The sequence below is a fragment of the Paraburkholderia phytofirmans genome, from assembly GCF_046028095.1.
In the GTDB taxonomy this organism is placed as follows: domain Bacteria; phylum Pseudomonadota; class Gammaproteobacteria; order Burkholderiales; family Burkholderiaceae; genus Paraburkholderia; species Paraburkholderia phytofirmans_A.
Genome location: NZ_JAQQDJ010000008.1, coordinates 1 through 22,950, shown reverse-complemented (window position 1 = coordinate 22,950; position 22,950 = coordinate 1). Strand labels below are relative to the sequence as shown.

Genomic DNA, 22,950 nt, shown 5'->3' with positions numbered 1-22,950 from the left:
ATTAGTTGCATTCCGGACAAAGCGGAAGGCATCATAAAAAAGGCAGTTTGCGCGGCTGACTCGCCAGGCGCCGCACTACGACAGTGCTCGTGCGCACCAGCCGCGTGCCACGCGCACAAATAGCGTACCTCCCAAACGTAGCAACCATCGGTTTTGAAGAATGACCCGTATTGATGCCGGCCCTGCCTCGGAGCCAATCAGAATTGGCGTCCTGTATTCACGCTCAGGTGTAACCTCAGCCGCGGAACTCACGCAACTGCAAGCCACCATGCTTGCGGTGGAGGAGATCAATGGCGCGGGCGGCGTGTCGGGACGCGAGATCGAACTCGTCTGTCTGGATCCGCAATGTCAGCCTCGCCGTTATGCCGACCTCGCCGAACAACTGATTCTCGAGCATCGGGTCAGGGTAATCGTCGGCTGCTATATGTCCAGCACGCGCAAGGCGGTCATTCCGATTGTCGAGCGGCACAATGCCCTGCTCTTCTATGCGACACCGTACGAAGGTTTCGAATACAGCCGCAATGTGATCTACACGGGCGCGGCGCCCAATCAGAACACCCTGCCGCTCGCCGGTTTCATGCTCACGCAATTCGGCTCACGCGTGAGCATGATCGGTTCAGACTACGTGTGCCCCTACGAGTCGAATCGCGTGATGAGCGATCTGATCCTCGAACGCGGCGGCGAGAAGGTGGATGAAACCTATCTGTCGCTCGACGCGCCGTGGGAGAGTTATCTCGATGCCGCCAGGCGGATCAAGCAACTCGCACCCGACTTTATCTTCTCCACGGTCGTAGGCGAAGGCATTCCGCATCTGTACCGTGCGTTTGCGCAGGTCGGGCTCGATCCGTACCGCACGCCTATCGCCAGCCACATGACCAGTGAAGCCGAAATTGCGATAATGGGACACGACCTCGCACAAGGACACATCACTTCCGCCGCGTACTTCCAGAGTGTGGATACCGCCGCGAACCTCGGCGCCGTTGCCCGCTATCAGGCCCGCTTCGGCGACGATCAGCCGACCAACATGTGCTGGGAAGCCTCCTATTTCCAGATGCATCTTCTCGCGGATGCGATTCGCCGCGTCGGTTCCGACGACCCGACGCTGTTGCTGCGCGTGTTGCCCGGACTCGAATTCGACGCACCGCAAGGCCGAGTGCGTATCGATGAGCACAATAACCACACCTACCTGCATCCGCTGATCGGCCGGGTCGATGCGCATGGCCGCTTTGACATCATCGGGCGCGCGCCCGAACGCGTGAAGGCGGATCCTTACGTCGTTTCTCACAGCACGCCGGCGTGGACCCGGCACGCGCATCCTGAACTCGCACGCACGGGAGCGGATCGATGAAGCGGACCGCGCAGACGCCGGCGATCCTGCGCGACCTGCGTTCGCTAAAAGTCGTGGTGATTCATCCACGGGATCAGGATTGCGAAGAATTGCTCGCGCAGCTTCAACGCATCGGCTGCGACGTGGAGGTATGCTGGCCGCGCCTCGACAGCCTGCCGTGCAACACCGGCCTCGTCATCATGGCGATTCGTCCTGAGGCACTCTCGGTCGATTATCCGTGGCTCGGAACCAGCACGTCTCCGCCGGTGATTCCTGTCGTGACCTACGAGAATCCCATCACCGTCGAAGCGGTGCTGCGGTTGAATGCGTTCGCAACGATTCCTTCGCCGGTCCGCTCGTTTGGGTTGTTGACCGCCATTGCCGTTGCGCTTACCCAATTCAAGGCATCCCGCGCACGTGAGCGATACATCGAACGGCTGGAGCAGAAGCAGGCGAAGGTTCTGGTGATCCGACAGGCCACGCGGATCGTCATGGACTCGCGCGGCATGTCCGAGGAAGATGCGTATCAGCTGCTGCGCTCACAGGCCATGCTCAAACGCGAACAGATCGAGACGGTGGCTGGCGACATCGTGAAGGCATACGAAACCCTGAGTTTCTGACATTCGTCGAGCCTGGATCATCTCATCTGTCGTGCGGACCGGCTGCATGACCTCTGGGATCGATTGTCGCTGCGAAGCACCGTCGGGTGGACCTCAGAAAACTAGGCCGCCAGTTGCATTCGATCGTTAATCCAGTACCCCGGCTCGGCCAACCGTGACGCAGTGACCTGGTATTGTGAGTGTAGAAACGGGCACGACGACATGTTCATCGTGGCAATCAACGCCGCACTTTCCGGATTAGGCGTGGCATTGCTTCCACGCATCCTGATCGACCGGGAACTGCGCAGCGGCGCACTCGTGCAGGCACATCCTCATTCGATTCCCAATCCGGAAACCGTCTATTACTCGTTTCCCGATCGTCATGGAAGAGACAAGCCTCCTGATTGAGCGGCGCCAGGAGCCGGGCGCGCGCTCAAAACGCGCGACCGGAAGGCGCGTGTGTATGGGAGGCCTCAACGACATCGGGATTCGCGCCATGAATGCCGCAGTGAATCGACACCACCGCTGCATTGACAAGCCCGGTCCCATGATGAACGTTGGCTTCGTCGTCAATGCAAACGAGATCGTCGGGATGCATCGACGAAAAATGCTGCGCGTACGGATTGACCCAGAACCGCTCGTGAAGCTTCGGATCGCGGACCGTGATATGCGCGGCTATGCCTTCGGCCAAGCCGAATCGCGCAAAGATGCGAAATGCTGCAGCGAGTTTGAGCTTGCGGTGCTGCCGTTCTTCGTCGAGGCTGGCGAATACCGACCGCTCCAGCAAACGTCCGCCGATTGGTTTGGGAATCTGCAACTCGCGGACTTCCGCGTGACCCATGACATACTCCTGCGTGCTGGGCGGAGATGTGATTTTCGTTTGCGCTGAGGACACGAGTCCGTCGACGATTTGTCACAAGATCGCGTCTTGCGCTCACAACGCGCGACTCCCGGGTGAATGCGCTCGATTGCAGCCGGCTCTGGATCGGCGCGGCATAGTGTGTCAGAGTATGCATCTCGTATGCTACCGACGCTGGATGACTATGCTGCCGATTGCCGACCGATGGTTCGAGTTGAAACGTATCAGCGACGATATCACGCTGCTGTGGGAGCCTCACGTCGTGCCGCTGATGCGCTGCAATATCTGGCACATACGCGGTCGCGACCGGGACCTGATGATCGATACGGGCATGGGCATCGCCAGTCTGCGGGAGGCGGCCCAGCATCTTCTGCAAAACAACGTGACGGCCGTTGCAACGCACACGCATTCAGACCACATTGGCGGACATCATGAGTTCGCGCATACGCTGGTCCACGAGTTGGAGGCCGATAACCTGCGTTCGCCGCGCGAGCGCGGCACACTACTCGCATCGGTACTGGGCGAGGACGCGATACGCCGGTACCGTGAAGCGGGCTATCCGTTCGACGGCGATTTGATCACCGCCCTGCCCAACGCGGACTATGTGATGTCCGACTACGAGATACGCGCGGCATCGGTCACGGAAATCGTCAAAGAGGGGAACATTGTCGACTTGGGCAACCGGCACTTCGAGGTACTGCATCTGCCCGGCCACTCGCCGGGCAGCATCGGTCTCTGGGAGGCGGCATCGGGCACCCTGTTCTCCGGCGATGCAATCTACGATGGCCCGCTCCTGGATGAAATTGGCGGCGCCGATATCCCAACGTATGTGCGCACAATGAAACGCTTGCGCGAACTGCCCGTGCGGGTGGTGCACGCCGGACACGACGCAAGCTTCGGGCGAGAACGGCTGGTCGCGTTGGTTGACGCCTACCTAGCCAAACGCGCATGAGCTTCGACTGCAGGAGAAACGACTGCAGCGACGAGCGCACATATAGTGACGAAATGATTCAGGCTGTGCGCTTTCGCCGTTTCGGCGGGATGGTCCATTCACCGCCTTCCTCAACATGTTCCGTCAGTTTGTCGACGCAGTGAAACAGCACTCGCTTCTCCTCCGCAGACAGAACGGACATGAGTTGCTCGTCGAAATCCTTGCCGATCCGGTCGCATTTGCGAACAATGGTTTTCCCCTTCCGGGTCAAGTGCAGGTTGATGACACGCGCGTCCGTCGTGCCGGTAGAGCGCGTCAGCAAGCCGCGATTGGCTAGCGTGGTGACCAGCTTGGAAACCAGCGTCTTTTCAAGGTATGTCAGCTCGATCAGCGGACCGAGGGAGATGCCCGGCTGCATGTCGACGAAACGCAGCACGCGCAGGTCGCGCAGGGTGACATCGCATTCGGCTTCGTAGAGGCCAGACGCCACGCCCTTGGCCAACTCGCTGAGTACGTCGAGGCGGAAATTCAAATGCTCCAGTCTTGGATACGGCGCCTTCGACATGCTGTTCTCCCATTCACGTACTTTGATTCAGTTGCACACTACAACATTTGAATTTTACGCAATTCCTCCACCACGCAACAGTTGCGCCGTGACCGCCAGAAACTTGTTGGTGCTGCTTAGTCCGACGGATACATCGGTACAACCGGCCACAGGAACGCTTAGTTGAACCCTCCAGGCATTGCCGCCGGTGCATTAGGCGGCACGATATGCATGACCGCGGACAGCGCCGACGCCGGCGCGCTACCACGTCTCTCCGCGCATCAATTGGTAACCGCGGTCCCCGGTCTGGCTGAGATCGCGCAAATTCACGCCGAAACGCTTTGCAACTGCCCAGCCCTTCGCTGAAGCTCGACTGACGCGTAAGGGGTTGCAGTGCGCATCGCAGGTGACCCACCGGCCTGATTCTGTATTTAAGCCCGCTCTCCCCTTGCAGCAATGACATGTGTCGGAAGCCGCACGGTTTCTTTGAGTGCGGTGCATCGATACAGCTGCATATCGCATGGCTTGTCGGGGGCCTCAGTTGCAAGCGCCAATGGACGCGCTTACGCGATCGCAATCGCACGGCACATCAGTTCCGCAAGCGACTCTCGCATTGTCCGCCAAGCCTGAATGTCTTGCGACAGCCTTTCGCCACCCGACAATTGCGTGTCGACCAGCCGTGGTGCGCCGCCGATATCGTTGTGCCTGATGCACCTTCGTCGCGCACATCTGCACGCTTCCCGAACATGGCAATGTGCCCACGTTCGCTCGTAAGTAAGCGATTTGCGCTTGTACATAGGCTTTCCTCACGATGGCACGCTTTATGCAAATGTGAGAATTTCAATTGTTGCAATTTGCACCATTATTTCACCGGCAGGCGTCGAAGTACGCAGTAGCGTTCCCCACTCAGGCATCACACTCGCCAACCAACCGTGTACCGACACAGCGCGCCACTGAGACGTGAGCGACGCGCTCAATGGTTCCAGTTCAGCACGAGGACCAGTATGGCAATTCAACTAGCGTTGCGAAACATTCGAAAATCCTTTTCCGGCAAGCAGGGTTCGGTCGATGTGCTGGGGGGCTTGTCGTTCGACATCAATGAGCGGGATTTCGTCAGCATCATTGGTCCGTCGGGTTGCGGGAAGACGACCGTGTTCAACGTGATCGCCGGCCTTCTCGAACCCGACAGCGGCGAGATCGTCTATCGAGGCCAGGCGGTCACCGGATTGCGCGGCAAAGTTGGCTACATGATGCAGCGGGATCTGCTGTTGCCGTGGCGTACCGTATTGCAGAACGTTCTGATCGGCCCGGAATTGTCCCGCATGCCGGTTGCGCAGGCGCGTGAAACGGCAATGGAATACCTCAATACCTACGGCCTCGCAGGTTTTGAAAATGCCTACCCCCGCATGCTGTCGGGCGGCATGCGTCAGCGCGTCGCGCTGATCCGCACCTTGATCAACGATCCCGACATCATCCTGCTGGATGAGCCGTTCTCAGCCCTCGACTATCAGACCCGGCTGTATCTGGAAGGCGTCCTGATGGAAGCGGTCGAGACGTTCCACAAGACGGTTGTGCTGGTCACACACGACATTGACGAAGCTGTCGCGCTGTCAAAGCGTGTTGTGGTGCTAGGCGGCCGCCCTTCGCAAGTCAAAAAGGTTTATGACATCGAGATCGCCTCGCGTTCGCCAATCGGCGCGCGCAGCGATCCGAACTTTCCCGGCTACTTTCATGCGCTTTGCGCGGAACTCGATATCCAGACCGAGGTAAAAGCAGCATGAGCAGCCCCGCATCCATCAATAACGCGAAAGTCTCCGCGACAAGCGGCCAGGCGCGTTCAGGCCCAGTACTGAATACCGGATGGGGACGCACGGCGCTGCAACTCGTCGCGGTGATTGCCTTCTTTGCGATATGGGAAGGCGCTGCGCGGCTTGGCTGGGTATCGAACTTCCTGGTCGGCTCGCCGACAAAAATCTACGACGCGTTAGCTCGCTCCGCCGGGTCGGGCGATCTGTTCGTCGATATCGGCTACACCATGTTCGAAGCCATGCTCGGCTTTCTGTTCGGTACCGCCGTCGGCTCGGTCTGCGGTCTCGCGCTGTGGTATTCGCCATTCGTCGCGCGGCTGATCGAGCCGTTTATCGTCGCGATCAATAGCGTGCCGAAGATTGCTTTCGCACCGATCGTGATTCTCTGGTTCGGTACCGGCCTCGTTTCGAAAGTTGCGCTGGCAATTTCACTAACGGCAATTGTCGCGCTAATAGCCGCCTACGAGGCAGCGAAAGAGGCCGATCCTGATCTTCAGGCGCTTCTTGTCACGCTTGGCGCAAACAAAAACGACGTGTTCCTGAAAGTCGTCATTCCGTTCACGCTGCCTTATGTGATCTCGACGTTCCGCATCAATATCGGTTTCGGTCTGGTGGGCGCGGTAGTGGGCGAATTCATTTCGTCAGAGAAAGGGCTCGGCCACATGATTTTTACGGCTTCAAGTCTTTACGATCTGAACACCGTGTGGGCCGGCCTGTTCGTGCTGATGGCGATTGGCTTCGTGCTGTATTTCCTGATCGACCTGATCGAACGCAAGCTGCTGCCGTGGCGACAGGCATCGAACGCACCGACGCTGCGGGTTTGACGGCATCGCCATACAGCGTCGAATAGTTGCTTTTCGCCCGTCAATCTAACTTTTCTTTGGACCTGAAAATGGCAATCCGTGCAAGAAGAATGCTGGCAGCGCTGACCACAGCAGTCGCCATGTCTGCCGTCAGCATCGCAACGCCCGCCGTGGCCGCCGACAAAAAAGCGGTTATTTCGCAGGCCTTTCAGTCGATGCTGTATCTGCCACTTTACGTCGCTATCGACGGCGGTTTCTTCACCAAGGAAGGGCTCGATGTGACCAAGCAGACGGCGGGCAGCCCGAGCGCGGCGTTATCGGCTGTGCTGTCGGGCAGTGCGGACTTCTCCCTGCATGGTCCTGAATGGACTGCCGTCGCGGCGGAAAAAGGCGCCGATGTCGATGTGATTGCCAACGTCGTGAACGGTGCTGCGGTGTGGATCGTCGCCTCGCCGGACAGCAAATTCTCCAGCATCAAGGACGTGAAAGGCCAGACGGTCGTGTCGGGTCAGATGCCGACCACCAGCACGTCGCTATTCTTCAAGTTGATGAAAGAGAACGGCATGTCGCCGGCCGACGTAAAACTCTCCCAGGTCCCGCTCGGCTCGGAAATCGGCCCACTGGTTGCGGGCCAGTCCAGGATTGCGGTGATGTACGAGCCCGGCGCTGATCAGGCCGTTGCCAAGGGCATGAAAGTGGTGATCGGCTTCCCGAAGTTGTACGGCGAATATGCATTCTCGGCGATCTCGGCGAAAAGGAGCGTGGACCCCGATGTGGCGGCACGGTTCGTGAAAGGTATGGAACAGGCCCTGGTCTTCATGCAGAACAATCCTACGGAGACCCTGGCAATCGCCCGCCGGGAGTTTCCCGGCCTCGATCCGGAGGTCGTGAACGCCGCGGTAAAACGCATGCTGAACGAAGGCGTGTATCCGAAGAACGTCGACATCACCCCGAAAGCGCTGACGGTTGCCATGGATACGCAGATCTCGCTCGGCAACTTGAAGCAGCAGCCGAAATACACCACCTTCATCGAGCAGAACTACATTCATCAGGCACTGGCCGCGAAATGAGCCTTTCTTCCCCCTCCTCCACTATCCGCGAAATCCGGGACGCGATCCGCAGCGGAACGCGCACTGTCGAACAGACTGTCCAACAGGCATTCGACGCCGCGCACCGAATGCAGCCTCGGTTGCAAGCATTCATCCATCTGCCGTCTTCGCCGTTAGTCAATCGTGCCGATCCCGACGCCCCGCTCGCGGGCGTCGCTGTCGGCGTGAAGGACCTGATCGATACAGCCGATATGCCCACCGCGTTTGGATCGCCTGCCTACGAGGGCCGCAGGCCGGAGAAGGACGCATGGGTAGTCGCCCGTTTGCGCGAAGCGGGCGCCACCGTACTCGGCAAAACGGTCACCACCGAGTTCGCCTGGCGTCAGCCCGGCGCAACGACCAACCCCTGGAATCGCGATCACACGCCTGGCGGTTCATCGAGCGGTTCGGCTGCCGCCGTTGCGGCGGGCATCGTGCCGCTCGCGCTCGGCACGCAGACGTTCGGGTCCGTCATCCGTCCCGCCGCGTATTGCGGTGTGGTCGGGGTAAAGCCGAGTTACGGCACGATCGCGCGGACCGGCGTCTTGCCGTTGTCAGGCTCGCTCGATCACCTTGGCGTATTCACCACCAATGTCGCCGATGCCGTTCATGCGTTGTCCATTCTGGCGGGTACCGATCCGGATGATCCACACGTCTCGCATAGCAACCGCCAGCGGAAAGACCCGGACGATGCGACGAAGCGGCCGCTACGCATCGGCGTATTGCGCGAGCAGATCGGTGGACCGGTCGACGAGGCGCAGCAACGCGTTTTGAGCCAACTGACCCTGCGCTTGCGCGCGGACGGCGCTGAAATCGTCAATGCCGACTTACCCGTCGAGCTGGCCGACGCTGCAAGGCATGCTGCGGTCCTGCTCGCAGTTGAAGCCGCGCTGACACATGGCGAGCTGATAGACCGTTCGCCGGCTCTGGTCAGCGCATCGATTACTGCTCTTGTCGAGCAAGGCCGCGCTTTGCCTGCAACTGAGTATGCGCATGCGAAGGCATTGCAGGTACAGATGGCGCTTCGCTTCGACGGGTGGCTCACCGAAACCGCGGGACTGGACGCGCTGCTGGTAGCGCCCGCATCGGGCGAGGCACCGCGCGGGCTCGACTATACGGGCGATGCGGCGTTCTGCACGCCCTGGACCTTCCTCGGCGTGCCGGCTGTGACGTTACCGGTTGGCTTCGGTCCGGCCGGGCTGCCGCTTGGCGTGCAATTGGTCGGTGCGAGTCGATGCGACGCCGCGTTGTTGTCGCTTGCGGAGTGGGTAGAAGGCAGAACCGGCTGGGCGGCCGAAGTGGCTTCTCGCTGAGGCCGGCATCGTTGTGATGTGGCAAGTATCACGTGGTCATGCGAACCCGTTGCGGCTGAACCGCTAGCAATGATCGTTTTGTTTTTTGAGGAAACATGTCAGCAGAATTCCTGAATCCTGCGCGGGGCGTTCGCGGGATGGCGGTCACACCCCACGCGCTCGCGATCCTGCGCGATGGAGGCAATGCTGTCGAAGCGACGATTGCCGCCACGGCCAGCATCGCAGCGGTGTATCCGTATATGGACAGCATCGGCGGTGACGGCTTCTGGTTGATTTCGCTGCCGGGCGAAGAGCCAGTCGGCGCCGAGGCGTGGGGAGCGGCGGCATCGGCGGCGACGATCGACGTTTATCGCGTGGCCGTCAGCTTTGTCCAGAACGTTTATCACGAGTTCGGCGGCGGACCCGTGCTTGCGGATTCGGGCATTGCCTGGCAATACCGCAGTTGTAGCCTCTCGCCCGATCCGTCCGCACGCAATCCACTTACGCCGGGACGACGCCCGTTTCACACGCTGAACCCGGCGCTCGCGCGCTTCGCTGATAGACGAACGATGGCGTACGCAAAGATGAGTGGCGACGGTCAGCCGCAATCGCAAAGCGCCGTGCTTTCGCGAATCGCGCACTTCGGCTGGAATCGTAAGCCGCTGTCGATGCGACACGCTGGCTGCTGGGTCGCCCCTGGGGGCGCACCAGTGAAACGCTCAAGCTGGAGGCGGGCTATGAACCGCGGGCGCCCGTTGCGCCCGCACCCTTTTTCAATCGACGACCCGCGAGCGTTCGCGATCGACGGCAAGAACGGCGCACGTCCGTCCATCTGTCGATACGTCAAGCCAAAACGGAGAGAATCACAGTGAACACCCGCACGCAATCATTCAGCGACACCGCCTCGCCCGGAGCGCAAACAGCCGCGCATACCCGCTGGATCCAGCTAGGACTCGGCCTGGTTTGCATGATGACGATTTCGAGTCCGCAATATGTCTGGACTCTGATGACGAAGCCGCTCATGGCTAAACTCGGCATTGCGCTTCCGGAACTGCAAGTGACATTCTCCCTGCTGGTTCTGCTGCAGGCATTCTTTTCACCATTCCAGGGTGCCCTGATCGACCGTTTCGGGCCACGTATGCTGATCTCGATCGGTACGTTGCTGGCAGGCGTGAGCTGGGTGTTGGCTTCGTATGCGCACACCACGTCGATGCTGTACCTCACGTATGGCGGCATTGGCGGTCTTGGTACCGGCATCGTCTACGTCGGCGTTGTCGGATTCGTGGTTCGCTGGTTTCCCGATCGACGTGGCTTCGCCGCCGGTGTAGCGGCCGCCGGCTACGGCATGGGCGCCATTGTCACCACCTTTCCGATCTCCGCATCGCTGGCGGCGCACGGTGTCGAATCCACGCTGTGGCTATACGGCATCATCTTCGCGGCGGTCGGTCTGCTCGCCTCGCAGGGCCTGCGCGTACCGCCTGCTGCGGCCCATATCGGTTCGGCCGTATCCCCGACAGCGCTCGCGACGCGCGACTACCGTCCGTCCGAGATGCTCAGGACGCCGCTGTTCTGGCTGATGTTCCTGATGATGACGATGATGTCTACCTCCGGCCTCATGGTCACGTCCCAGATGGCGAGCTTCGCCGCCGACTTCGGCGTCAGCAAGGTACTCGTCTTCGGGCTCGCCGCGTTACCGCTGGCATTGACGATCGACCGCTTCACGAACGGGCTGACCCGTCCGCTGTTCGGCTGGATATCGGATCGTCTGGGGCGCGAAAACACGATGTGTTTCGCGTTCGCGCTGGAAGGCGTGGCGATGGCCCTCTGGCTGATGACGCGCGACAACGCGGTCCTGTTCGTGCTGCTGTCCGGCGTGGTGTTTTTCGGCTGGGGTGAGATCTTTTCGCTGTTCCCTTCGACGCTGACCGATACCTTTGGCACCCGTTTTGCCACGGCGAATTACGGCTGGCTGTATATCTCGTTCGGAATTGGCTCGATCTTTGGAGGCCCGCTGGCCGCGCTGCTGCATCAACAAACCGGTAGCTGGGTGCCGGTGTTCGGCTGTGCGATTGTGCTCGATGTGAGTACGGCCGCGCTTGCGATGTTCCTGCTGAAGCCGACGCGCGCGCGGTTTGTCAGAGGGCGAGGATAACCCGTCAATTCGGGCGACATCCCTTCCGCAAGCAAGGCTTGTCACAACACCTTAAGCCGCACGACTGCGCGTCAGGGGATTGGTGATGACGTCAATGGCAATTCGATACTTGCGATTCCGTCTTCAACCCTGAGGTCGATTTCGAACGGTAGCAAGAATTCTCGAGTCTTGTTCATATCTCCGATCTCCACGTCCTCCGCAGGTCGCTTTCCTGCCGTTCGCATGCTGACGGCTGCGAATGTCGGGTCTCACTGTCCGTGAATGCGTGCTCCCGACCCATAAGGGTCGCCTAACTTTCTGCAAAGCGGCCGCTCAAATTGGCCCGGCGGTGCGAGCTTCGCGTGAGAGGAGCACACCGTCTGTTCCGCCCAACATCGCTACGATTCCAAAACTTGCGGCCGTCGCTTTCCCTAAGAATAGGAATAACACGCTGAGGCAGGCCCCGCCAAAAATAACGGAAATCAACAAAGTCCGTTCTTGCATTCCAAATAACATGGTGCTTCGCGGAAGAGTCCTTTGTAAAAATGGCCCTAGTAGCATCCAAAGGAGTGACGCCGGGACGTAGGAAGCGACAGCAGAGAAAAATGCGGCTGTCAATATCGGAGCACGAATCCAAACCACGGTGATGCTTATCGAACCCAATACGACATACCACACTATCCGTGACGCATATTTGCTTCCCATCTTTAGCTCCGCAACGATTGAAAATATGTCGTCAATCAATCTGCGTCTCCGGTCTAACGCCGCTTCTCGCCGATGAGCGACTTATGCAATTTGCATATACAACCGGTCATTGAACCGCAGCAAAGGAACATGTTTGATCATTTTGATCAATAATGGCTCTCACGGTGCAGCAATGGCGCAAGGTTAAAGGACGGCTAGTGCAAGGACAGCTGTTATTCCGTACGCAGAACGTGTACAGCAAGTGTCGCGATAAAGGGGTGGCCTTTGCGCGCATCTTCGATCACAAAAACCGTGGCTAATATGGCACCTACCAATATTCCCAAAAAAACGTACGGCACGCTGTAGCTATGGCCAAGGCCAAAAATCAGAGCTGAAATACAGATCGCGAGCCCGGTTTTGCAGTGGAGCTTTTTCAGCAGCCTAAGGCATCCCCATTGAATGATCACCGTTTCGATGAGCGGAGCCGCGATACAGCCCATCAGGACCATTTTCAGAAAATCGTGCTTTCCCAAGTCGGGGCCACCAAGCGTTTGTCCGGGCGGAGCAAACGGTGCGTAAAGCAACAATGGCAATACAGCTAGATACGTACTCATCAAAGCGAACGCAATCAGCTTCGCAGTTGACAACTTGACGATCCAACATTTGGTCTCCTGCATGCACACGCGGAATTTTGTCAGCATCAGCTAATGCGTACTTGTTCAATGATGTTTGTTTTCCGCTTTTATTGTCATCGATTTGGGAGCCAATGTCGAACGTCCCTTCCTGGCCGGACCCGGGCCAACGCGAGCCTCGCAGATCGCTGATCGCAGCAGATATGCCAAACGCATGAACCGACCCACTGCGGACGGCCACATCTCTCCAAAGCGGTCGTTCAAACGCCGCCACTGTTTGCCAAGGGACGGCCTCATGACAACGCCGAGGTGCACTCACTGGACACCTTGCAAGTGCGCTAGACGCGACGCGGTCTCTTGGATAGCTAGACATTTTCGTATTGCGGGAGAGCCTACAAAGGCCGCTTCGAGTTGAAAATCCATCCTTCGCGGGCTGCCGGCCGGCCCCGAGGCGCAGCGGGTCGTCCATCGGCTTGATTACTGGCCCCCATGTCGCTTGCTCGGCGGCGTTGTATTGGAAACGCACAACGACGAGCACGTCTTTGCGGATCGCAACCTCCTCGTAGACAGTGCGTCATTTGGGCGTCAGACGGGAGGGCGCCACGAAGCCGGACCTGCTAAGCTCACAAGAAAACTTGCATGGCGCACAGTCGGTTTCGTCGTCGCAGCGATTAATCAATACGGGATGTGAATGGCAACTTCTAGCGAAAAATCTTCGAGACAAGCACGTTACGCGAGCTATCCCAGTCTGGTAGACCGGATCGTGCTCATTACGGGCGGCGCGAGTGGTATTGGCGCTTCGTTCGTCGAGCACTTCGTTGCGCAAGGCGCACGTGTGGGCTTTCTCGACATCGACACGAACGCGGGAACAGCTCTTGCCAAATCGCTCGGTAACGCGCGCCATAAACCGCTCTTCGTCACCTGCGACGTCACCGACATTCCCGCGTTGCACGCGGCCATCGCCGAAGTGCGGGAAGCATTCGGACCGATCGAGGTGCTCGTGAACAACGCGGCGAACGATCGCCGCCACGCGCTAGCCGACGTTACGCCCGAGTCGTTCGATGCAGGCGTTGCAGTTAACGTGCGGCATCAGTTGTTCGCAGCGCAGGCCGTGGTCGACGATATGAAGGCGGCACGCGCGGGCTCGATCATTAATCTCGGCTCGCATTGCTGGATGCTCAAGAGCAGCCAGTTCCCGGTTTACTCAATGAGTAAGGCGGCAGTACAGGGCCTGACGCGCGGGTTCGCCAAGGACCTTGGCGTGTATGGGATCCGCGTGAACACGCTCGTGCCGGGCTGGGTGTTGACTGAGAAGCAGCGCAACCTCTGGCTCACCGACGAAGGCCGCGAAGAGATACGACGCGGCCAATGCATCGACGAGGAATTGGAGCCCGGTGATCTCGCGCGCATGGCGCTCTTCCTCGCGGCCGACGATAGCCGCATGATCACGTCAGAGGATGTCATGGTGACGGGTGGCTGGTCGTAATAAGGCCCCTCGCGCAACCAAGCGAGGCTTCGAAGATTGTCGGCGATTTCACCTGGATCGTCGAAGGCCCGCTGATGGCCGAATCGAGCCCGACGACGACCGGCTCTGATCGAGCCGCAACGGAAGTTCGCGGGCGCTCCGAAGCGGGACGTTCAGTTCCTCTTCGATTCCCCCAAAACCCGCGGACAACGGTCAGGTATGCGCAAGGATGTTGACCAACTTATCGAACGGGTCGCGAACGAAGAACCGACGGACGCCGCAAGATTCGTCAACAGGACCGTATTCGATGGCAAAGCCGGCAGCCTTCACGCGGTCAAGTGCTGCGTCCACATCATCCACTTCAACCGATAGGTCTGGCACTGGCGTACCGGAGCCTCCTTCTGCGGCGAAGCTCACCTGAACGGTCATCCCGGTGTGAGAGCCATAGGTCTGGATCCAGCCGTGGTCCATCAAAAGCTCGAGGCCGAGGACGTCCTGATAGAACGCCCGACCCCGATTGAGATCATGCGCCTTGAAATTGGCAACCACCCGTTTGACTTGCAACTTTTGGCTCCTTCGCACTTGGGACGATGCCTCGACACTTCATACACCTATGAAACGTTCGCGCCGAGCGTTGGAGCATACTCGATCAAACGCGGGCCGAACGCCGCAAAAGCGACCAACCACCGCGGAGCAAAGCATGACCGGCTCTTCGTTCCAGACCATCCAGCCCAAGATCCTTTATTTCGGAACGCCCGTAGCCCTTGTCAGTTCGTGCAACGAAGATGGGGCTACCAACATCGCGCCCATCTCTTCTTTTTGGGCGCTGGGATGGACCATGATGCTCGACCTGCTCGAGCAACTTGGGGAGGCGTCGCGGCGTAAGTGGAAATAGTCCGGGTGCATGCCGACAAAGCCTTTATAAAGGTAGGCAAACATATCGATCCGGAAAAGTGGTCGCCGCTGATCTACAACTTCCGCCACTATTTCAGGCTGCGCTGGGCAGGAGCTGGGGAAGACATTCCGCGCCTAGTTAAGCGAAAAATACGAGCCTTGGCGAAGATTTTACGACGGCTCTTCTCTGCGCCCCGTTCTGTGCGACTCTTCTGATGGCCGACTCGCCACGGTTTTGCTCACGGTCGCTGTTCATTGCGAGAACCAGCATCAGAGGTACGGTCGCGATTGTCGACAAGTCGTGTGCGGTCGTCGGAGGTCGGACTTGCGCACCAGCGTGAGCAGCATGAATCTGATAGCAAGGCGCAGCGTAGGCATCGTCGGCGTCTGCTCCAATGCACAGAAAAAACGCATGGATTTCGGCAGACGACAGTGTCCGAGCGCGCGGCTTGAAGCTGGCGATCGCACACGGGCGGATGTCCTCCGCAGGATTGTCCACCTTTAGTCCCCGCGCCTGCACGAAACGGTAAACGTGCAGAACGATGTCGCGGGCCTGCACGGCAGGGGCAGCAGCGCCCTCTCCTTGATCTTCTCGCAGCGCGCCATCAGTCGTGCGGGCGTGATCTCTTCCAACTTCAGCCGGCCAAATTCCGACGCGGGATTCCGTTCGTATACCGATTCGCGTATCGCTCGTGTGGAGTCGGTTCGTCTGGCTTGCGTGGCTTCCGTGCGGAAAGTGATGGATCCTCGAACGCATACCGTCAACCGATACCGTCGGACTGATTTGACGGTATCGGACAAGGCCGTCCGAGGAAGAATTGTCGGTACCGTCACCGATACCGACATTTCCATCTGGCATTGCCCGGATCACAGCAGACCACGCCGGACAATGACCTCATGTTTTCTAGCAGAAAAACATGGAAAACCGGAGCTCGCGGAACGACCTGGGAGCAGCTTGAATCACTCCCACTCGATGGTCGCCGGCGGCTTCCCCGAGATGTCGTACACCACCCGGTTAATCCCGCGTACTTCATTGATGATCCGGTTCGACACATGCCCCAGCAGTTCATGCGGCAGATGCGCCCAATGCGCGGTCATGAAGTCCAGCGTCTGCACGGCACGCAGCGCAACGACGTACTCGTAAGTCCGCCCGTCGCCCATCACGCCGACGCTCTTCACCGGCAGAAACACCGCGAATGCCTGGCTCGTCAGATCGTACCAGGACTTGCCGGTTTCCTTATCGATGAAGGTACGCAGCGTCTCGATGAAAATCGCGTCCGCGCGGCGCAGCAGGTCCGCGAAATCGCGCTTCACTTCGCCGAGAATCCGCACGCCCAGACCCGGGCCTGGGAACGGGTGGCGGTACACCATGGCTGGCGGCAAACCGAGCTTGACACCGAGTTCGCGCACTTCGTCCTTGAACAGTTCGCGCAGCGGTTCGAGCAACTTCAGATTCAGCGTCTCTGGCAGGCCGCCAACGTTGTGGTGGCTCTTGATAGTCTGCGCGCCTTTCTTGCCCTTGCCGGCCGATTCGATCACGTCCGGATAGATCGTGCCCTGCGCCAGCCACTTCGCATCGGTCAGCCGTCCGGCTTCAGCCTGGAACACTTCGACGAATTCCGCGCCGATGATCTTGCGCTTCGCTTCCGGATCGGTCACACCGGCCAGCTTGCGCAGGAACACTTCGCTGGCGTCGACGTGAATCACCTTCACGCCGAGGTGATCGGCGAAGGTCGCCATCACCTGTTCGGCTTCGTTCAAACGCAACAGGCCATGATCGACGAACACGCAGGTCAGTTGATCGCCGATCGCGCGATGCAACAGCGCCGCGGCCACCGACGAATCCACGCCGCCCGACAGGCCCAGAATCACATGCTCGTTACCGACCTGCTCGCGAATCTTCGCGACGGCTTCGTCGATATAGTTGCCCATTTCCCAGTCGGCCCGCGCGCCGCAAATCTGCAGCACGAAGCGTTCGAGCATGGCGCGGCCCTGCACGGTGTGCGTGACTTCCGGGTGCCATTGCAGGCCGTAGAAATGGCGCTTTTCGTCGGCCATGGCCGCGATCGGACACGATTCCGTCGACGCCATCAGCGCGAAGCCCGGCGGCATTTCCAGCACCTTGTCGCCGTGGCTCATCCACACCTTCAGCATGCCGTGACCTTCCGGCGTAGTGAAGTCGCTGATGCCTTCGAGCAGGCTCGTGTGATTGCGCGCGCGCACTTCGGCATAACCGAACTCACGCAGATGGCCGATATCGACCTTGCCGCCGAGCTGCTCGGCCATGGCCTGCATGCCGTAGCAGATGCCGAGCACCGGCACGCCGAGTTCGAACACGGCTTGCGGCACGCGCGGCGTATCCGTTTCGGTGACCGAGCTCGGACCGCCGGAGAGGATCACGCCCTTCGGCGCGAAGTCGCGAATGAACGACGCATCGACGTCGTACGGATGAATTTCCGAATACACGTTGGCTTCGCGAACGCGACGTGCAATCAGTTGGGTGACTTGCGAACCGAAGTCGAGGATCAGGATCTTGTCATGCATGGCAGCGGACGGAGTCAAAAGTGAGCGGATACGGAATGCCGCGCGCGATGCGCGGCGTTGAATTCAAAGCGGTCCACGTGGGGACGATCGAGCATGAAACGTAACGATGCAGCGGGTTGGCGCGAGCGGCGCCGCAGGCGCTTGCCCACGGTGCACGCAAACGGAATCCGGGTGCTTCAGCGGACGGTGTGGCGCGCAGCGCATCAACCATGAAACGGCGGCCGGGGCGCGCCAGGCGCGTCGGCCGCGCCGTTGCGGGCTTCGTCGCGCGCGGCGGCGGCTTCTGCCCGCGCTACGCGTTCGGCCGGCGTCAGACTGGCTTCGTCGACCACCGGATGAAGCGGCGCCCCTGCAACGGGACTCACGGAACTGGCAGGATGCGTAACCGGCACGACGGGCTCGACGACCGGCTCAGCGTGATAAACCGGAAAACCCGCTGTGACACGGCCCGGCTCGCGCCGATTGGCCGCGTCTTTCGCGGCGTCTTTGGCAGCCTGCTTTTCGGCGCGCTCGGCAGCGGCGGCTTCAGCGAGTCGCACTCTTTCACGCCGCCGCACCGCGCCTGACAAACGCACGCCGCCCAGACCGATCACCAGCAGCACCACGCCCGTCAGCACCGCGACGATCTGCCCGAAACCGGTCAGCGCCGGCGTATGCAGACCGAGCAGCCAGATCAGCATCAGCACGCCGGTCAGCCAGTTCACGTGGCCGATCACCTTGGCGACGGTGGTGGTAAGCGCGCCGTCGATCGACGCGTGGAAGGCCAGCCATGCCAGCCCGATCAGCGCCACGCCAAACCCCTGGCCAACCAGAGCCGGCTGGGTTTGCACCAGAAGCAGCGCGTTGTACAACGAGGTCCACGGCGTCAGCAGAAACAGCAGGCCGAACGCAAGCAACAGCAAGGCGTCGAGGATGAGTACAGCGCGCAGCAATGGCTTCATTGGCGTTTAGTCCACGTGGTAGTTGGGCGCTTCCTTGGTGATTTGCACGTCGTGCACGTGCGACTCGCGCAAACCCGCGCCCGTGATCTGCACGAACTCGGCCTTGTCGTTCATCTCGCTGATGGTGCGGCAGCCGCAATAACCCATGCTGGCGCGCACGCCGCCGATGAGCTGGAACAGGATCGCGTTGACCGAGCCCTTGTAGGCGACGCGGCCTTCGATACCTTCCGGCACCAGCTTGTCGATGTTCGCGGAGTTGTCCTGGAAGTAGCGGTCCGCCGCGCCGTCCTTCATCGCGCCGACCGAGCCCATGCCACGGTAAGACTTGTACTGGCGGCCCTGATACAGGAACACGTCGCCCGGCGCTTCTTCGGTGCCGGCGAACATGCTGCCCATCATCACGGCATTCGCGCCGGCGGCCAGCGCCTTGCTGACGTCGCCCGAGAAGCGCACGCCGCCGTCGGCGATGACCGGCACGCCCGTGCCCTTCAGCGCTTCGGAAACGTTGGAGATCGCGGTGACCTGCGGCACGCCCACGCCGGCGACGATCCGCGTCGTGCAGATCGAGCCCGGGCCGATACCGACCTTCACGCCGTCCGCGCCGTATTCGACGAGCGCCTTGGCGGCCGCCGCGGTGGCGATGTTGCCGCCGATCACCTCGACGTGCGGGAAGTTCTGCTTGACCCACTTGACGCGCTCGAGCACGCCCTGGCTGTGGCCGTGCGCGGTATCCACGACGATCACGTCGACGCCCGCCTGCACCAGCAGTTCGACGCGCTCTTCGTTATCTGCGCCCACACCGACCGCCGCGCCCGCGCGCAGCTTGCCGTGTTCGTCTTTACAGGCGTCCGGGTGTTCGGTTTGTTTGGTGATGTCCTTGACGGTCATCAGGCCGCGCAGTTCGAATGCGTCGTTGATGACCAGCACGCGCTCGAGGCGATGGCTGTGCATCAGCGCCTTGGCTTCGGCGAGCGGCGTGCCTTCCTTGACGGTGACGAGACGCTCGCGCGGCGTCATGATGTTACGCACCGGCTCGTCCAGACGCTCTTCGAAACGCAGGTCGCGATTCGTGACGATACCAATGAGCTGCGCGCCTTCGACGACCGGGAAGCCCGAAATGCCATGCTGCTGCGACAGTGCGATCACGTCGCGCACTTTCATTTGCGGCGGCACCGTGATCGGATCGCGCACCACGCCCGATTCGAAACGCTTGACCTTCGCAACCTCACGCGCCTGTTCGGCTGCGGTGAGGTTCTTGTGGATGATGCCCACGCCACCCATTTGCGCCATCGCAATGGCGAGGCGTGCTTCGGTGACAGTGTCCATGGCGGCGGACACGAGCGGCATATTCAGGGAAATGTTGCGGGTCAGCCGGGTCTTGAGGCTGGTGTCGCGCGGCAAAACATCGGAGAAAGCCGGGACGAGGAGCACGTCATCGAACGTGAGTGCTGTTTGGATCAGACGCATGGCAAATCCTATAGGCGCAAAAGCGAATTATACGCGATACCTCCCTGGTTTTCACTGCACGAACAGCAGCTTAGCGAATTTCGGGCGGTTTTTTTCGCGCCATCGGGCCCCTGGATTTCGCTTGGCTGTTCGCCTCGGGTTCGATCGGGTTTCGTTTGCGCGTTCGGGCGCAGCGAGTTGCCGGCGGGCTCGAATTGCAGAATCGAACAAGACGCCGGAGCCGCCAACCGGCTATTCTGCCGACCATTCCAGTTTTTTTGCAGGGGCAGTCGATGCAGCGCGGTGTGGCATATGGAGTAATGGCCGGGGCCTTATGGGGCATGGTTTTTCTGGTGCCGCGCGTGCTGCCGGACTTTTCGCCGCTGCTTCTGAGCGCGGGCCGCTACACGATGTACGGCATCGTCTCGCTGGCCGCCGCGCTGCCCATGGCGCGCTCGCTCGTCAAACGCCTGACCCGCGAGGATCTCGGCGCGCTGGTGAAGCTGGCTTTGGCCGGCAACCTCCTCTACTACCTGCTGCTGACGGCGGCCGTGCACCTGATCGGCATCGCGCCGGCGTCGCTGATCGTCGGCGTGCTGCCCGTCACGGTGACGCTGCTGGGCCGGCGCGATCACGGCGCGGTGCCGCTCGCCCGCCTCGCCTGGCCGCTCGCGATGGTGATGGCGGGCATCGCCTGCATCAACATCGACGTGTTTACGGTGGCGGAAAGCACGCCGGTGAGCGTCGTCACCAAGCTGATCGGGCTCGCCTGCGCGGTCGGCGCATTGGGGTGCTGGACGTGGTTCGCGGTCGAAAACGCCCGTTATCTGCAGCGTCAGACACATTTCAGCGGCAACGAGTGGTCAGTCTTGTGGGGCGTGGTGACGGGTGCGCTCGGTGCTGCGCTATGGCTCGTGGTCGCCGTATTGCCGGCGGGCGGCCCGCAAGGCGAACTGGCCGACGGACGCTGGCACACCTTCTGGATGCTCAATCTGGGGCTCGCGATCGGTGCGTCGTGGCTTGGCAACGGGCTGTGGAATGCTGCATCGAAACGGCTGCCGCTGACGCTCTCCGGCCAGATGATCGTGTTCGAAACGCTTTTCGCGTTGCTTTACGCGTTCATTTATGACCAGCGACTGCCGCGTCCGCTCGAGCTGGCCGCGATTCTGCTGCTGGTGGCCGGCGTGTGCTGGTCGGTGCGCCAGCATGCGGACGACGATACGTCTGCGGCCGCACGGATCAAGGAAAAGCCGCAGGTGTCGGCGCCTTGAAGCGGGGCGTGACCGGAGGCGCGGCTGGTTGAGGCTTGGCGGACGCAGTACATGGCCGCCGCCTTGCACCCGCCCTCGCAAAGTCCGGTTACCGCGAATCCTTATTCTGCCAGCGACGCCCTTCGATCGAGCCCGCCTTGCGGGTCTTCTCGACGCGCCGCTGACGCGACACCTTGGGATCGACCAGCAACGGCCGGTAAATCTCGACCCGGTCATGGTCGGCCAGCACCGCGTCGAGCGGCTTGAGCTTGCCGAACACGCCCACTTTCTGCGTGCCCAGATCGATCTGCGGGAACCGCCGCAAGATGCCGCTTGCGTCCAGCGCCTGCTGCAGCGTGGCGCCTGTGGGCAATTCCAGCGCGATCAGTGCCTGCTCGCCGGCCGACGCATAACAGACTTCAATCGACAAGCGCGCGCTCATGCCTTACCGTAACGCTGATCGGCGCGCTTCACGAACGATTCGACGAAGGTATTGGCAATGTGGCTGAACACCGGGCCAATGATCTTCTCGAGAATGATATTGGTGAATTCGTAGTGCAGCGCGAATTCGATCTTGCAGGCATCGGCGCGCAATGGCGTAAAACGCCAGAAGCCCGTGAACTTGCGAAACGGGCCGTCCGCGAACTCCATATCGATGCGCGTGGGCCGCTCCATGCTGTTACGCGTGGCGAAGTGCTGTTTGATGCCCTTGAAGTTGATATCGATCTTCGCCTCCATGCCGGTTTCATCCTGGCGGCGGATTTCGACTCCCCCGCACCACGGCAGGAAGTTGGGGTAATCGGCGACGTCGGTGACGAGGTCGAACATCTGTTCCGCCGAATGGCGGATCAACACGGTTTTCTGGACATCTGCCATAAATTGAACAGCGCGTGGCAAGGGTGGACGAGCGCAGCGGGCTTTCCTTGCCCCGCTTTGCTAAAATCGTGATTTTAAACGAGTTGGGCACTTTCCATTCATGAGCATCATCGACAACAGAAAAGCCTTCTACGACTACTCGGTCGAAGAACGCTATGAAGCAGGGCTCGTGCTCGAAGGATGGGAGGTCAAGGCGCTGCGCGCCGGGCGCGGCCAGATCAAGGAAGGTTACGTCGTTATCAAGAATAACGAACTGTTCCTGATCGGCACGCACATCAGCCCGCTGCCCGAAGCCTCGACCCATATCAACCCCGATCCGGTACGCACGCGCAAGCTGCTGTTGCACAGCGAAGAGATCAGCAAACTGATCGGCAAGGTCGAGCAGCGCGGCTACACGCTCGTGCCGCTGAATTTTCACTACAAGGGCGGCCGCGTCAAATGCGAGATTGGGCTCGCCAAGGGTAAGAAGCAGCACGACAAGCGCGAGACCGAAAAGAAACGAGATTGGGAACGTGAAAAGGCGCGCTTGATGCGCTCGCCGACTTGATGGCTCGCCTGGTTTGATCGACGGTTGATGGCGGGCGGTGTGCCGTTATGCCGCGTTTGGTCTGCCAACCATTCGCTGCGATCGGCTCGCATGTGGCAAGGAAGCGCGCCTCACAAGCGCTGAAAGGCAAATGGCCCGCATAGTTCGCGGGCCATTTTCTTTTTGCGAGCCGGCAAAAGCGGCGGGCAACGCTTTCGTTCGGTGCTTTCGGTGCTTTCGGTGCTTTCGGTGCTTTCGGTGCTTTCGGTGCTTTCGGTGCTTTCGGTGCTTTCGGTGCTTTCGGTGCTTT

At 60.3% G+C, this 22,950-nt stretch carries 24 protein-coding genes and 1 pseudogene; 15 read left to right on the top strand and 10 right to left on the bottom strand.

The genetic code is table 11. The annotated features are described in order from the left end of the window. Nucleotides 1-160 precede the first annotated feature (160 nt). The 3 genes from PQR54_RS22005 (at nt 161) to PQR54_RS21995 (ending at nt 2,334) form a co-directional block, all read left to right on the top strand. Nucleotides 161-1,348, top strand: coding sequence for a transporter substrate-binding domain-containing protein (locus tag PQR54_RS22005; protein WP_408249307.1), 1,188 nt, complete (start codon nt 161-163; stop codon nt 1,346-1,348). Continuing rightward, complete coding sequence (locus tag PQR54_RS22000) at nt 1,345-1,947, top strand: ANTAR domain-containing response regulator (protein ID WP_110406064.1); 603 nt, start codon at nt 1,345-1,347, stop codon at nt 1,945-1,947. The genes PQR54_RS22005 and PQR54_RS22000 overlap by 4 nt, the downstream gene beginning before the upstream one ends. Nucleotides 1,948-2,148: 201 nt before the next feature. After that, entirely contained in the window at nt 2,149-2,334 is a 186-nt protein-coding gene (locus PQR54_RS21995) for a type 2 periplasmic-binding domain-containing protein (protein WP_408249305.1), read from the top strand. A gap of 25 nt (nt 2,335-2,359) precedes the next feature. Here the strand turns inward: PQR54_RS21995 and PQR54_RS21990 are convergent, their stop codons facing one another. Next, nucleotides 2,360-2,767 carry a class II aldolase/adducin family protein gene (locus PQR54_RS21990; RefSeq protein ID WP_408249303.1) on the bottom strand — a complete coding sequence of 136 codons (408 nt, stop codon included), beginning with the start codon at nt 2,765-2,767 and terminating at the stop codon, nt 2,360-2,362. A gap of 196 nt (nt 2,768-2,963) precedes the next feature. On the opposite strand from PQR54_RS21990, the gene PQR54_RS21985 reads away from it, so the two are divergent. After that, nucleotides 2,964-3,737 (top strand): MBL fold metallo-hydrolase, encoded by a 774-nt coding sequence (locus PQR54_RS21985; RefSeq protein WP_408249301.1) that lies wholly within the window; start codon nt 2,964-2,966, stop codon nt 3,735-3,737. A 58-nt stretch (nt 3,738-3,795) separates the two neighbouring features. On the opposite strand, the gene PQR54_RS21980 is transcribed toward PQR54_RS21985, so the two are convergent. After that, nucleotides 3,796-4,281: a MarR family winged helix-turn-helix transcriptional regulator gene (locus PQR54_RS21980; protein ID WP_408249299.1), complete on the bottom strand. Its 486-nt coding sequence runs from the start codon at nt 4,279-4,281 to the stop codon at nt 3,796-3,798. A gap of 210 nt (nt 4,282-4,491) precedes the next feature. Between PQR54_RS21980 and PQR54_RS21975 the strand changes: the two genes are divergently transcribed. From PQR54_RS21975 to oxlT, 7 genes are all read left to right on the top strand, one after another. After that, nucleotides 4,492-4,626 carry a hypothetical protein gene (locus tag PQR54_RS21975; protein WP_408249910.1) on the top strand — a complete coding sequence of 45 codons (135 nt, stop codon included), beginning with the start codon at nt 4,492-4,494 and terminating at the stop codon, nt 4,624-4,626. A gap of 638 nt (nt 4,627-5,264) precedes the next feature. Beyond that, complete coding sequence (locus PQR54_RS21970) at nt 5,265-6,041, top strand: ABC transporter ATP-binding protein (protein WP_408249908.1); 777 nt, start codon at nt 5,265-5,267, stop codon at nt 6,039-6,041. Continuing rightward, complete coding sequence (locus tag PQR54_RS21965) at nt 6,038-6,892, top strand: ABC transporter permease (RefSeq protein ID WP_408249297.1); 855 nt, start codon at nt 6,038-6,040, stop codon at nt 6,890-6,892. Before PQR54_RS21970 ends, PQR54_RS21965 begins: the two co-directional genes overlap by 4 nt. A gap of 89 nt (nt 6,893-6,981) precedes the next feature. Beyond that, nucleotides 6,982-7,941 (top strand): ABC transporter substrate-binding protein, encoded by a 960-nt coding sequence (locus PQR54_RS21960; RefSeq protein ID WP_408249295.1) that lies wholly within the window; start codon nt 6,982-6,984, stop codon nt 7,939-7,941. A 119-nt stretch (nt 7,942-8,060) separates the two neighbouring features. Further along, complete coding sequence (locus tag PQR54_RS21955; protein ID WP_408249293.1) at nt 8,061-9,272, top strand: amidase; 1,212 nt, start codon at nt 8,061-8,063, stop codon at nt 9,270-9,272. Between the two features lie 95 nt (nt 9,273-9,367). Continuing rightward, a complete protein-coding gene (locus PQR54_RS21950; protein WP_408249291.1) occupies nt 9,368-10,123 on the top strand; it encodes a gamma-glutamyltransferase in 756 nt (251 codons plus the stop codon). Continuing rightward, nucleotides 10,120-11,403 (top strand): oxalate/formate MFS antiporter, encoded by a 1,284-nt coding sequence (oxlT, locus tag PQR54_RS21945; RefSeq protein ID WP_408249289.1) that lies wholly within the window; start codon nt 10,120-10,122, stop codon nt 11,401-11,403. Before PQR54_RS21950 ends, oxlT begins: the two co-directional genes overlap by 4 nt. Nucleotides 11,404-12,299: 896 nt before the next feature. Here oxlT and PQR54_RS21940 read toward each other — a convergent pair. Further along, on the bottom strand, nt 12,300-12,767 hold the full coding sequence (locus tag PQR54_RS21940) for a CPBP family intramembrane glutamic endopeptidase (RefSeq protein WP_408249287.1): 468 nt from the start codon (nt 12,765-12,767) through the stop codon (nt 12,300-12,302). 622 nt (nt 12,768-13,389) lie between these two features. On the opposite strand from PQR54_RS21940, the gene PQR54_RS21935 reads away from it, so the two are divergent. After that, nucleotides 13,390-14,184 carry an SDR family NAD(P)-dependent oxidoreductase gene (locus tag PQR54_RS21935; RefSeq protein WP_408249285.1) on the top strand — a complete coding sequence of 265 codons (795 nt, stop codon included), beginning with the start codon at nt 13,390-13,392 and terminating at the stop codon, nt 14,182-14,184. Between the two features lie 192 nt (nt 14,185-14,376). On the opposite strand, the gene PQR54_RS21930 is transcribed toward PQR54_RS21935, so the two are convergent. Further along, nucleotides 14,377-14,727, bottom strand: coding sequence for a VOC family protein (locus PQR54_RS21930; RefSeq protein ID WP_408249283.1), 351 nt, complete (start codon nt 14,725-14,727; stop codon nt 14,377-14,379). A gap of 136 nt (nt 14,728-14,863) precedes the next feature. Here PQR54_RS21930 and PQR54_RS21925 point away from each other — a divergent pair, with 136 nt between their 5' ends. Continuing rightward, nucleotides 14,864-15,058 (top strand): hypothetical protein, encoded by a 195-nt coding sequence (locus PQR54_RS21925; RefSeq protein ID WP_408249281.1) that lies wholly within the window; start codon nt 14,864-14,866, stop codon nt 15,056-15,058. A gap of 317 nt (nt 15,059-15,375) precedes the next feature. Here the strand turns inward: PQR54_RS21925 and PQR54_RS21920 are convergent. The 4 genes and pseudogenes from PQR54_RS21920 to guaB all read right to left on the bottom strand — a co-directional run. Then, nucleotides 15,376-15,762, bottom strand: a pseudogene (locus PQR54_RS21920) (phage integrase central domain-containing protein); the annotation flags it as partial. 255 nt (nt 15,763-16,017) lie between these two features. Next, entirely contained in the window at nt 16,018-17,601 is a 1,584-nt protein-coding gene (gene guaA, locus PQR54_RS21915; RefSeq protein WP_408249279.1) for a glutamine-hydrolyzing GMP synthase, read from the bottom strand. Between the two features lie 203 nt (nt 17,602-17,804). Beyond that, complete coding sequence (locus PQR54_RS21910) at nt 17,805-18,542, bottom strand: hypothetical protein (RefSeq protein WP_408249277.1); 738 nt, start codon at nt 18,540-18,542, stop codon at nt 17,805-17,807. A gap of 6 nt (nt 18,543-18,548) precedes the next feature. After that, entirely contained in the window at nt 18,549-20,009 is a 1,461-nt protein-coding gene (guaB, locus tag PQR54_RS21905; protein ID WP_408249275.1) for an IMP dehydrogenase, read from the bottom strand. Nucleotides 20,010-20,281: 272 nt separating this feature from the next. On the opposite strand from guaB, the gene PQR54_RS21900 reads away from it, so the two are divergent. After that, nucleotides 20,282-21,259: a DMT family transporter gene (locus tag PQR54_RS21900; protein WP_408249273.1), complete on the top strand. Its 978-nt coding sequence runs from the start codon at nt 20,282-20,284 to the stop codon at nt 21,257-21,259. A gap of 88 nt (nt 21,260-21,347) precedes the next feature. Here the strand turns inward: PQR54_RS21900 and PQR54_RS21895 are convergent, their stop codons facing one another. Next, nucleotides 21,348-21,680: an RnfH family protein gene (locus PQR54_RS21895; RefSeq protein WP_408249271.1), complete on the bottom strand. Its 333-nt coding sequence runs from the start codon at nt 21,678-21,680 to the stop codon at nt 21,348-21,350. Then, nucleotides 21,677-22,114 carry a type II toxin-antitoxin system RatA family toxin gene (locus PQR54_RS21890; RefSeq protein WP_028199353.1) on the bottom strand — a complete coding sequence of 146 codons (438 nt, stop codon included), beginning with the start codon at nt 22,112-22,114 and terminating at the stop codon, nt 21,677-21,679. Before PQR54_RS21890 ends, PQR54_RS21895 begins: the two co-directional genes overlap by 4 nt. A gap of 100 nt (nt 22,115-22,214) precedes the next feature. On the opposite strand from PQR54_RS21890, the gene smpB reads away from it, so the two are divergent. Next, nucleotides 22,215-22,661 (top strand): SsrA-binding protein SmpB, encoded by a 447-nt coding sequence (gene smpB, locus PQR54_RS21885; RefSeq protein WP_012433428.1) that lies wholly within the window; start codon nt 22,215-22,217, stop codon nt 22,659-22,661. Nucleotides 22,662-22,950 lie beyond the last annotated feature (289 nt).

Excerpts from the sequence above, each read along its gene's own strand:
- PQR54_RS22000 (WP_110406064.1), top strand. The coding sequence starts at position 1,345 with ATGAAGCGGACCGCGCAGACGCCGGCGATCCTGCGCGACCTGCGTTCG.
- PQR54_RS21925 (WP_408249281.1), top strand. The coding sequence starts at position 14,864 with ATGACCGGCTCTTCGTTCCAGACCATCCAGCCCAAGATCCTTTATTTC.
- guaA (WP_408249279.1), bottom strand. The coding sequence starts at position 17,601 with ATGCATGACAAGATCCTGATCCTCGACTTCGGTTCGCAAGTCACCCAA.
- smpB (WP_012433428.1), top strand. The coding sequence starts at position 22,215 with ATGAGCATCATCGACAACAGAAAAGCCTTCTACGACTACTCGGTCGAA.
- PQR54_RS21995 (WP_408249305.1), top strand. The coding sequence starts at position 2,149 with ATGTTCATCGTGGCAATCAACGCCGCACTTTCCGGATTAGGCGTGGCA.
- PQR54_RS21975 (WP_408249910.1), top strand. The coding sequence starts at position 4,492 with ATGACCGCGGACAGCGCCGACGCCGGCGCGCTACCACGTCTCTCCGCG.
- PQR54_RS21895 (WP_408249271.1), bottom strand. The coding sequence starts at position 21,680 with ATGAGCGCGCGCTTGTCGATTGAAGTCTGTTATGCGTCGGCCGGCGAG.
- PQR54_RS21890 (WP_028199353.1), bottom strand. The coding sequence starts at position 22,114 with ATGGCAGATGTCCAGAAAACCGTGTTGATCCGCCATTCGGCGGAACAG.
- PQR54_RS21980 (WP_408249299.1), bottom strand. The coding sequence starts at position 4,281 with ATGTCGAAGGCGCCGTATCCAAGACTGGAGCATTTGAATTTCCGCCTC.
- PQR54_RS21965 (WP_408249297.1), top strand. The coding sequence starts at position 6,038 with ATGAGCAGCCCCGCATCCATCAATAACGCGAAAGTCTCCGCGACAAGC.
- PQR54_RS21910 (WP_408249277.1), bottom strand. The coding sequence starts at position 18,542 with ATGAAGCCATTGCTGCGCGCTGTACTCATCCTCGACGCCTTGCTGTTG.
- PQR54_RS21900 (WP_408249273.1), top strand. The coding sequence starts at position 20,282 with ATGCAGCGCGGTGTGGCATATGGAGTAATGGCCGGGGCCTTATGGGGC.
- PQR54_RS21990 (WP_408249303.1), bottom strand. The coding sequence starts at position 2,767 with ATGGGTCACGCGGAAGTCCGCGAGTTGCAGATTCCCAAACCAATCGGC.
- PQR54_RS21940 (WP_408249287.1), bottom strand. The coding sequence starts at position 12,767 with ATGCTGACAAAATTCCGCGTGTGCATGCAGGAGACCAAATGTTGGATC.
- PQR54_RS22005 (WP_408249307.1), top strand. The coding sequence starts at position 161 with ATGACCCGTATTGATGCCGGCCCTGCCTCGGAGCCAATCAGAATTGGC.
- PQR54_RS21985 (WP_408249301.1), top strand. The coding sequence starts at position 2,964 with ATGACTATGCTGCCGATTGCCGACCGATGGTTCGAGTTGAAACGTATC.
- PQR54_RS21950 (WP_408249291.1), top strand. The coding sequence starts at position 9,368 with ATGTCAGCAGAATTCCTGAATCCTGCGCGGGGCGTTCGCGGGATGGCG.
- PQR54_RS21960 (WP_408249295.1), top strand. The coding sequence starts at position 6,982 with ATGCTGGCAGCGCTGACCACAGCAGTCGCCATGTCTGCCGTCAGCATC.
- PQR54_RS21970 (WP_408249908.1), top strand. The coding sequence starts at position 5,265 with ATGGCAATTCAACTAGCGTTGCGAAACATTCGAAAATCCTTTTCCGGC.
- guaB (WP_408249275.1), bottom strand. The coding sequence starts at position 20,009 with ATGCGTCTGATCCAAACAGCACTCACGTTCGATGACGTGCTCCTCGTC.
- PQR54_RS21935 (WP_408249285.1), top strand. The coding sequence starts at position 13,390 with ATGGCAACTTCTAGCGAAAAATCTTCGAGACAAGCACGTTACGCGAGC.